This window comes from Desulfobacterales bacterium (assembly GCA_029211065.1).
Classification (GTDB): Bacteria; Desulfobacterota; Desulfobacteria; order Desulfobacterales; family JARGFK01; genus JARGFK01.
This window is the reverse complement of record JARGFK010000024.1, coordinates 39,872-49,727: the sequence shown is the minus strand read 5'-3', so window position 1 is coordinate 49,727 and position 9,856 is coordinate 39,872. Positions and strand designations below refer to the sequence as shown.

Genomic DNA, 9,856 nt, shown 5'->3' with positions numbered 1-9,856 from the left:
CCGGTTGTGATGGTAACTGCGCTTGATGATAGAGAGTCGAAAATTCAGGCGATAGAGGCCGGAGCCGATGATTTTATTACCAAACCGCCCCAAAAAGAGGAACTTCTATCGCGGACAAATTCCCTGATAAAGGTTAAGAAACTGAACAATAACCTGGCCAGCATTGAAAACGTTCTCTTTTCGTTAGCAAACGCGGTAGAAGCAAAAGATACGAATACTTTGGGTCATATTGAGCGGGTGTCAAATATGGCAATGACAATCGGCAGAAGAATGAAGCTATCGGACAAAGAGATTGAAGCATTAAAAATCGGTGGTGCATTGCATGATGTTGGAAAGATCGGCATACCGCATGATATTTTAAATAAATCGGATAAAATAGAGCCTGACGAATGGGAAATTATGAAAACGCATATCGCCATCGGCTATAAGATCTGTCAGCTGTTGCAGAATAATTTCGGTCCTGCACTGGATGTGATCTGTTATCATCATGAAAAACTTGACGGCAGCGGTTACCCTTATGGGATGATGGGTGAGGATATCCCCATGGTGGCACGGATTATGGCGGTTGTGGACATCTATGACGCCTTGATTAGTAACCGGCCATACCGCAAAGGAATGTCGAGGGAAGAAGCACTTAAAATCATATATGAAGAAGCTGATAAAAATAAACTGGATAAAGACATTGTACGGTGTTTAGCAGAACTTATATATGAATAAAAATTATATTTGAAGATAAAAAAAACAAAAGCGATCTAACACCGATTTATTAAATAATCAAACAGTCGAATTCGAGGTTTTGAAACAAACAAGTTGCACGCAGATAAGGCAATACACTGAACGACGCTTACTACGAGCGCATCGAAATTGCGACAGGCGTTATTTCGAAGATAGTAACAAACGGCTTGTCTGATACGATCATGACTTTCATACTCAATATGCTTTACTCTTGGAAGTAAAAGGAAAATTTACGATGAAAGATAAAAAAATTCTGGTTATCGAAGATAATAAATTGAATTTGAAGCTGGTGAGAAGCCTTCTGCAGATTGGTAACTACAACATTATTGAGGCCGTCGATGCTGAAACCGGTATCCGGCTTGCCCGTGAAAAAAAACCGGATCTAATTTTGATGGACATTCAGCTGCCGGGAATTGACGGGTTAACTGCAACCCGACTGATACAGAAAGATCAAGAATTAAAAGATATACCGATTATTGCTCTCACATCCTATTCAATGGAGGGCGATGAACAAAAAGCCGCTGAGGCCGGATGCCATGGTTATATTACCAAACCCATTGATACCCGGGCATTCCTGAATCAACTGGAGGAATGGTTCACATGAAAATAAAGAGGAAAGTCAATTCGGTAATAATCAAAAAGGGATAACCGTTGGAACGGCTCGATAAAGATTCATAGACCTCAGGGCGGACTTGACATTTTTACGAAATGGGGATTGCCCGATGGTTCTGGTTTCAAAGTCAAATTCCGTTCAGGGCTTAAGCAAGCTCAAACCGGAATTACAAAACAGAATTTGCTCCCTTTGTTTTTCCCTTCACTTTCAACCCAAATTATACCCCCATGACGCTTTACTAAGTTTTTGGTCAGAGCAAGCCCTAAGCCCGTTCCGTGACTCCCGTGCAGCAACGGACCATCAACTTGTTCAAAGTAATTAAAAATGCGTTCCTGATCTTCTGGCGCTACTCCGATCCCGGTATCCGAGACCGATATTTCCACGCATGTCATACGATCTTTGTCGCCCGTGTCGCCTCTTTTCTCTATGACAATCTTTAAATCCTTCGCATCATCTTTCCTTTGGCCTGGGCGAACAGTACGTTCGATCGTTTTGGCCGTTAAGTTGACCTTTCCACCATCAGGTGTAAATTTAATCGCATTGGATAACAGGTTGTATAGGATTTGCTTTAGTTTGCGATCATCGGCATATATGGTCTCAGGAGCTTCTTTAATGTCTAACAGAAGTTCGATACCATGTTTCAAACGCATTTCCTGTACGACCAAAAAACTGTTCTCCAAAAGCTCCTTCAGTTTGATCGTTTTAGGTTCAAGCTTCATTTTCCCGGCGTCCAATTTAGAAAGATCCAGGATATCATTAACCAGCGACAGCAGGTGTTTGCTGCTTTCAAGGATATCGCAAAGATATTCATGCTGGGTCTCATTTATGTCCCCGAATTTCCTGTCCGCGAGCATCTCCGTAAAACCGATAATATGGTTTAAAGGAGTACGGATTTCATGGCTCATGTTGGCCAAAAAATTGCTTTTGGATGAATTTGCTTTCTCGGCTTCTTCCTTGGCCATTGTCAGTTTTTCTTCTATGCGCTTGGTTGCCGTCACATCTTTTATAATGATACCTGTAAAACCGAATTCCTTAAAGGGTAGAAACTCCGATGTCACGAGATGTTCACTCAGGCTCAAAGGAGCATCTTCAGATATTTTCTGTGTTCTATTGCTTTTTCGTTTCAATAGGTTGTCGACGCGATTGCGATCATTGCCCAAAAATAAATCAATAAAACTTGATCCGAAAAGCTTATGATCGGGTAAATTGAGTAAGGAAAAAACGGATGGATTGGCATAAACAATTCTTCCATCGGCATTAATTTCGATAACGCCTTCAGACATATTTTCCACGATATTTTCAAAATGTCTTTTGGAAATCAGCAATTCCTCTATGACACCTCTTGGGTAAAGCATATCGGCGCCGATCATTTCTTCCGTTAAGATTTGTTTTGCTGAAATATCAAGTTGATGGATTACCTTGAGGATGTGTTTAGCCGTTTCGTCAAACGGTCCTTTGGCAATACAGGCGTTAACTCCCCAGCGGCCGAAGTCTATCCGCTCTTCGGAAGCAATTCCGGAAAGTATAATAATTTTGGCATGATCAAGATTTTTGATATTGCGAATGATCCTGCAGAAACTCCTACCGTCGATATTCGGCATTATTAAATCAACGAATATGATGTCTGGTGTATAGGTCTTCAAAAGATCCAATGCCTGAAGACCATCTTCAGCCATTGCGACCTGGTGCCCCTCTTTTTCGAGCATTCTTTTCATAAGTTTCAGAAAATTTCTATCGTTATCCACCACCATTATGTTTTTCATGTTGTCATCCTAATGAATAAAAATGAATCGGTTCAAGAGATTATAAGGGTTTGCTATCAAGAATAAGTGTGACAGGACCGTCATTGATCAGAGAAACCGCCATCATCGCGCGAAAGCGGCCGGTTTGAACGCCTACCCCTTTCTGGCGGACCTTATCGACAAAGTATGCGTATAACCTATCGGCGACTTCAGGTTCGGCGGCATCTATAAATGAGGGTCGTCTTCCTCTGCGGCAATCCCCCAGCAAGGTAAATTGAGAAACAACCAGCAACTCTGCGCCAATTTCATAAAGGGATCGGTTCATCTTGCTATTTTCGTCTTCAAAAATTCTTAAGTTTATAATTTTATCGGCAAGATAATCAGCGTCGGAGGTCTCGTCTCCTTTTGCAATTCCGAGTAAAACCAGGAGGCCATGGCCGATTTTTGCAATCACTTCATTTTCTACGATAACACTGCTTTCACAGACGCGCTGAACGACGGCTCTCATTATTGTCCCCTTTTGGGCAGAACGCTTTGTGTTTTAAATTAATTTTTTGAAGTTTTATCTAAAAGATCAGAAAATGGATTATGAAATGGCACCTTCTTTTGTTGTTTTGTGTTGCCCTTGTCAAGTTGGCCCGAACGGTGGTGTTGCGGCCGGCTTTGATTTTTGGAAACATCTTTCATGGATAGCGATATCCTGTTCCGTTTCAGGTCCACAGCCAAAACTGTTACCCGTACTTTCTGGTGAACCTTAACAATCTTCATGGGATCTTTAACAAATTGATTCGAGAGTTCACTGATGTGAACGAGACCATCTTGATGGACGCCAATATCGACAAACGCCCCAAAAGCAGTGACATTTGTAATGATGCCGGGAAGTTTCATGCCGGGTTGAAGGTCTTCAATTTTTTCAACGCCGCTTTCAAAGGCAAACGCTTCGAACCGGCTTCGCGGGTCACGCCCCGGTCTTGCCAGTTCGAGCATAATATCCTCTAATGTCGGCATTCCCACCGTGTCGGTAACGTATCTGCTAAGATCAATTTTGTCTTTAAGTGTGGACGCTTTCATCAAATCCGGGATTGAACAGTTGAGATCTTTTGCTATGGTTTCGACGATGCTGTAGCTTTCGGGATGAACGGCACTGGCGTCTAGCGGGTTTGACCCATCGGTAATCCTCAAGAATCCTGCTGACTGCTCGAATGCCTTGGGTCCAAGACGCGGCACCGGCTTCAAATCTTCCCTGGAGCGGAAGGGACCCTTCTCGTTTCTGAAAGAAACGATATTCCTGGCCAGTTGAGGTCCTAATCCGGATATATAGGTTAAGAGTTCGACGCTGGCCCGGTTTACATCCACTCCAACGGCATTGACGCAACTGATGACGATGTCATCCAGTGCCTTTTTTAATGCGGTCTGGTCAACATCGTGCTGATACTGTCCGACACCAATGGCTTTGGGGTCAATTTTTACAAGCTCTGAAAGGGGATCCATCAACCGCCTGCCGATTGAAACGGAGCCGCGAACCGTAAGGTCAAGGTCGGGAAATTCCTTGCGGGCCACATCTGATGCCGAGTAAATTGAGGCGCCGCTTTCATTAACCAACACAACCTGAAGATTAGAAGGCAAATTCAGGCGCTTAAGAAATGCCTCTGTTTCCCTGCCGGCCGTTCCATTACCCACGGCAATGGCTTCAATTTCATACTGTCGGCAAAGATCATGAATCGTCCGGGCCGTTGCGGTTGCTTTTGCGGGAAGGTGCGGACAGATCGTATCATGGTGCAGCAGTTTGCCCTGACAGTCCAGGCAGACAATTTTACACCCCGTTCTAAATCCGGGATCAATCGCCAATACCGGTTTGGATCCCAATGGAGGGGCCAGCAGGAGTTGGCGAAGGTTTTGGGCAAAAATCCGGATGGCTTCATCATCGGCTTTTTCCTTGGTGGCCAGGCGAATTTCGGTTTCAATGGACCGTGACAGCAAGCGCTTATAGCTGTCGTGGACCGCCAGTCGGACCTGCTCGGAATCCTCCCCGGCTCCTTTGACAAAAAGGTCTTCAAGAATTATCAGCGCTTCTTTTTCGTCGGGAGCAATGCTGATATTTAAGATATCTTCCCGTTCACCCCTGCGCATTGCCAGAAGCCTGTGGGAGGGAACCGCGTTTACAGGCTCTTTCCAATCGTAGTAGTCTTTAAATTTAGTGTCATCAGCCTCTTTTTTTTGTACAACCCGGCTGATGATGGAGCCTTTTGTCAGAAAAAGATGGCGCAGGCGGGATCGGGCATCCCGGTCTTCACTGATTTTTTCAGCCAGAATATCACGGGCGCCGCCCAAGGCCGCTTCGATCGATGTCACTTCTTTTTCGGCAGAGAGAAAGGACACTGCCTGGTCAAATGGGTTTAACCCATTTTGACTAAAAATCATCATTGCCAAAGGTTCCAAGCCTTTTTCCTTTGCAATGGTTGCCCGTGTTCTGCGTTTGGGACGATAAGGGAGGTAAATGTCTTCGACTTCAGAAAGGGTTTGGGCTGCGAGGACACTATCATTTAATACATCCGTCAGATGGCCGTGTTCCCCAAGGGATTTTAAAATGGCATCTTTGCGGTTATTGAGTTCTTCGAGTTGGACCAATCTGTCCCTGATGGCAATGATGGCGACTTCATCTAAACTTCGGGTGGCTTCCTTGCGGTAGCGGGCAATAAAGGGAATGGTGGCGCCCTGTTCAAGAAGTGCTGCAACCGCTTGGATCTGGGATTCTTTTAAATTTAACTCATTTGATACCAACGATACATAACTTGCATTCATTTTAGACCAAACACCTCTTTTTTAACTGGTCGCAAGGTGCAAAGGCCGGGATGCGGGATCCGTATTTTATGCCCCTGATCCCTAACCCCCGATCCCTGTCCTTAAGATATTTCAATTTTCGATTTGGGTAGAAATTCAACGGGGTGGTAAGATAATTTAGCCTTGCGCAAACCTTCATCACCGAGGTCCTGTTCCCGATTCACAACCTTGAAGGTTTGAGCTGAATGGGACAAGAACATTTGGTTGATGGCCTGATACACCCCCTTAAATTCTGAACTTGCCTTTTCAAAGTGGATCAACAACATATCTTTTGTCAGCGGTTCCGCCACGGTATAGGCTACCATTTTTTGGTTTACCGTCAAGACGCCGCCGGTCAGCCCGGAAAATCGGTCCCAGTTTTTTAGAACGCGTTCAATCAAACGATTTTCAGCCGACAAATTTTCGGAGGACTCACAGTCCCGCCAGGAGCACCAGTCCGTCTGCATTGCCAGGGCCAATTCGACGGTATCCGGTCCCAACGTGCGGTAGGTGAAGTCGTAATTTTTTTGAAACTGATAAAGCAAATTTTTCTTTTTATGAAAGCGGTTTCCCCGCAGATTGACAAGGTCTGATACCCCATAGAGGTAGTCCCATTGAGCTCTGGTCGATTCTATCTGCAGACGGTCAGCCAGACCGGTCTTCCAGATATGAACCATTTCGTCTGGAATGCGGATAAAAGTGCCGGATGTGATGGCAAGCCTTGTGAATCGTTCAGGCCAATTAATTTCCTGCCAGGCGCCTATCGGCGCCCAGTAGCAAACCTCGGGCTTGGTTTGTTTCAACCAAACCAGATCGTTCTCCCAGGCCCAGCACAGGCCATATTCTTCTGCCCACCCCCAAAGGTTTATAAAACTGTAGTCAGACGTTTTTTGCGGGCAGCGGGAAAAAAATCCATGTATTCGCGCTGTTTTTCAATTGTTATCGGTCTAAAAATCAGCTTCATCTCAAAAATATTTCATTTCCGGGCTTTATATTAACGGTTGTGTAAATCAATTGCGGCTTTTTCAGAAGCATTACGTCACCAGGACGATCCTTAGATCCATGACATTGGTGTTGGTGGGGCCGGTTTTAACCAAATCATTCATTGCTTCGAAAAAATGGTAGGAGTCATTATTGGAAAGGTACTTGATCGGGTCTAAACTCAATTCTTTTGCCCTGCCCAGGGTAAAGGAGTCTGCGGTCGCGCCGGCAGCGTCAGTAGGGCCGTCATTGCCGTCGGTTCCAGCACTAAGGACTACAATATGATCATGGCCGGCAATATCCATAGCCGCCGCCAGAACGAATTCCTGGTTTCTTCCACCAAGACCATTTCCCTGTATGGTAACGGTTGTCTCGCCGCCGGAGAGGATGCAGGCCGGTTTAGCGATGGGGTTGCCGGTTTTTAAAATTTCTCTAGCCAACGTGCCGTGCAATTGGGCAATATCGCGTGTTTCTCCTTGAATCATGGATGAAAGGATGAGGGTTTTGTAACCCAAGGCTTCGGCTTTTTGTTTAGCGGCAGTGATGGATTCAAAGTTGCTTCCGATAATTAGGTTTTGTGTGTTTTGAAAAGCCGGGTTGCCGTTTTTCGGTGTTTCCGGAATTTGCCCGGATAATCCGGCTTTAATTCGGCTGACAACAGCTGATGGTAATTTTTTTTCAATGTTGTATTTGTTGATAATATTCATACAGTCCAGAAATGTACTGGAATCCGGTACGGTCGGGCCTGATGCAATCACATCTAAATCATCTCCCACCACATCCGAGAGCATCAGGGACACAATCCTGGCAGGGTATGCTGCCGCCGCCAGTTGGCCGCCTTTAACACAAGACAAATGTTTTCGGATGGCATTGATCTCATGGATGGTGGCACCACAGGCCAGCAACACATTGGTTGTATCCTGCTTATCCTTAAGGGTCAGCCCTTCCGATGAAAGCGGCAGCAAGGCAGACCCGCCGCCGGAAATCAGGCATATCACAAGGTCCTGTTTCTCAGCTGTTTTTACAAGATTTAAAATGTCTTGGGCGCCATTGCTTCCTTGTTCATCCGGGACCGGGTGGCCGGCTTCAATCAGTTTGATTCTGTTCAACCGGGCGGTATGCCCATATTTAACATTAACCGAACCGCTGGTGATTCTGTCTCCAAGAATTTCTTCTACTGCTGCCGCCATGGGGGCAGAGGCTTTGCCGGCACCGACAACGAACACACGGTTTATTTTTGCAAGATCATACGCCCGGTCGGCAAACATGAGGCGGGTCCCATCGCTTCTGCAGAAACGTTTAACGGCAGTGGCCGGTTCTACAGCCTTCAAACCCTGATAAAAAATTTGGGCGCCATCTTTTCGCATTTTTTCGATCTGTTTTGTAAGAACTGTCATGGTATTAATTTTTTCCCTTTCCCAAAAAGAGGTTGTGATAAACCCGATAGAACTGATTTTGCTAAATCCTATAACATAAGTTTCGTTGGGATCAACCATTTTCAATCTATAAATTTATTTTACAGCAAAAATGGTCCGGCTGCTGTTTGCATGAATCGGAAACGTAATTATAGTATACCGAAGACAGTTAAAAATTGAGGTGTTTTATGACCAACTTGAAGCTCAGCATATCCCATGCAGCACGAAAATTTTGTGTGGATAACGGAATAGATGATGTAACTTTTAACTAATATTATCTTCTTTGGAGAACGGCCTTGTGTTCATGGGCAAGCTTCAGGTAATTTTTTACCGGTCTGTCGAGTGCGTCGTCGTCGGTTTCCGTTAATATTTTTTTAAAAGATGCGGGGGTTCCCGCCACTAGATTGTTCGGACCGACTATTTGCCCCTCTTTGACCACGGATCCGGCTGCCACAATGGACCCGGTTTTTATCAGCGCCGAACTCAATACAACCGCACCGATACCGAATTTTTGTTGTGCCTTATGCCCCTTTCAAATTGGGATGTCAAACAAAAAACGTTTGAATGATTGACAAGAATGGCAAATAAACATAAAAATAATTTAAAAACCTCATCTGGGGCTTGGTGGCTGCGTTGTCCCGAGTTTTAGCGGGACGCCTTTCTCCCAGACTTGATCTGAGGTTTTAGATTGGCTCCTAATCCGACGATACTTGGGGGAAGAAATGAAACTAAATTGCCCGGAATCGCTCAAAGGGCAACTTCTGATAGCCATGCCGGGAATGAACGATCCTAACTTCTTGCTGACCGTCACGTTTATTTGCGAACATACCCAAGCTGGCGCCGTAGGCATTGTTGTAAACCGGGTTCACCCCTCTCTTACCGGAAAAGAAATTTTTGGAGAATTAAACATCGGTTGCAGTCCAGAAGTTTCTTCCCGCCAGATTCATATCGGCGGGCCTGTTCATGTTGGCGAGATTTTTGTATTGCACGGGCCGCCGTTTAACTGGCAAGGGTGCCTTGTGGTTTCCCCTTTTTTGGCCATAAGCAATACCATCGACATTCTGAACGCACTGGCAGCAGGTGCAGGACCCAAATCTTTTTTGATTTCTTTGGGATGTGCCGGCTGGGGGCCCGGGCAGTTGGAGTATGAGATAAAAGCAAATGCCTGGTTGACGGGGGCGGTTTCGGATGAAATCATATTTGACATACCTATTGAAAACCGCTGGGAGGTCGCAGTCCGAAAGATGGGGATTGATCCAAATTCACTTTCCCAAACCGCGGGTCATGCCTGAATAATAATAAAACAATTTATTTAAATTAAAGTGAAAATAAAAGGATTAGTCCGGCTTGATAGAGAGGGGGGCACTGGGGGATTTTAACGAAACTATTTTTTGGATTTGGGCTTTGGTTTCTTTTTTTTTAAGCAGGCTTTATCTTTTCTTGAAAATGCACATAGCTTGGGATTGTAATATTCCTTGCAGTTTAAGGGATTGTATAACGGACATTCAGGATGTTTTTCAGACATAAATCATTTTTCCCCTTATATAAAT

Annotated in this window: 9 protein-coding genes; 3 read left to right on the top strand and 6 right to left on the bottom strand. The window is 44.9% G+C overall.

Annotated elements, in window-relative coordinates:
• Nucleotides 1-717 (top strand): HD domain-containing protein (locus P1P89_07500; protein ID MDF1591341.1); only part of this gene is annotated, 717 nt, incomplete at its 5' end.
• A 253-nt stretch (nucleotides 718-970) separates the two neighbouring features.
• Nucleotides 971-1,339 (top strand): response regulator, encoded by a 369-nt coding sequence (locus P1P89_07495; GenBank protein MDF1591340.1) that lies wholly within the window; start codon nucleotides 971-973, stop codon nucleotides 1,337-1,339.
• A 164-nt stretch (nucleotides 1,340-1,503) separates the two neighbouring features.
• Here P1P89_07495 and P1P89_07490 read toward each other — a convergent pair whose 3' ends face one another.
• The 6 genes from P1P89_07490 to P1P89_07465 all read right to left on the bottom strand — a co-directional run bounded on the left by P1P89_07490 (nucleotide 1,504) and on the right by P1P89_07465 (nucleotide 8,793).
• Nucleotides 1,504-3,111, bottom strand: coding sequence for an ATP-binding protein (locus P1P89_07490; protein MDF1591339.1), 1,608 nt, complete (start codon nucleotides 3,109-3,111; stop codon nucleotides 1,504-1,506).
• A 40-nt stretch (nucleotides 3,112-3,151) separates the two neighbouring features.
• The gene (gene dtd, locus P1P89_07485) at nucleotides 3,152-3,598 is read right to left on the bottom strand and encodes a D-aminoacyl-tRNA deacylase (protein MDF1591338.1); all 447 of its coding nucleotides are present in this window, start codon (nucleotides 3,596-3,598) and stop codon (nucleotides 3,152-3,154) included.
• Nucleotides 3,599-3,636: 38 nt separating this feature from the next.
• A complete protein-coding gene (locus P1P89_07480) occupies nucleotides 3,637-5,892 on the bottom strand; it encodes a Tex family protein (protein ID MDF1591337.1) in 2,256 nt (751 codons plus the stop codon).
• A 101-nt stretch (nucleotides 5,893-5,993) separates the two neighbouring features.
• Entirely contained in the window at nucleotides 5,994-6,746 is a 753-nt protein-coding gene (locus P1P89_07475) for a phosphatidylglycerol lysyltransferase domain-containing protein (protein MDF1591336.1), read from the bottom strand.
• 198 nt (nucleotides 6,747-6,944) lie between these two features.
• Nucleotides 6,945-8,288: a glycerate kinase gene (locus P1P89_07470; protein MDF1591335.1), complete on the bottom strand. Its 1,344-nt coding sequence runs from the start codon at nucleotides 8,286-8,288 to the stop codon at nucleotides 6,945-6,947.
• A 292-nt stretch (nucleotides 8,289-8,580) separates the two neighbouring features.
• Nucleotides 8,581-8,793, bottom strand: coding sequence for a hypothetical protein (locus tag P1P89_07465; GenBank protein MDF1591334.1), 213 nt, complete (start codon nucleotides 8,791-8,793; stop codon nucleotides 8,581-8,583).
• Between the two features lie 235 nt (nucleotides 8,794-9,028).
• On the opposite strand from P1P89_07465, the gene P1P89_07460 reads away from it, so the two are divergent.
• Nucleotides 9,029-9,598, top strand: coding sequence for a YqgE/AlgH family protein (locus P1P89_07460; GenBank protein MDF1591333.1), 570 nt, complete (start codon nucleotides 9,029-9,031; stop codon nucleotides 9,596-9,598).
• Nucleotides 9,599-9,856: the final 258 nt, after the last annotated feature.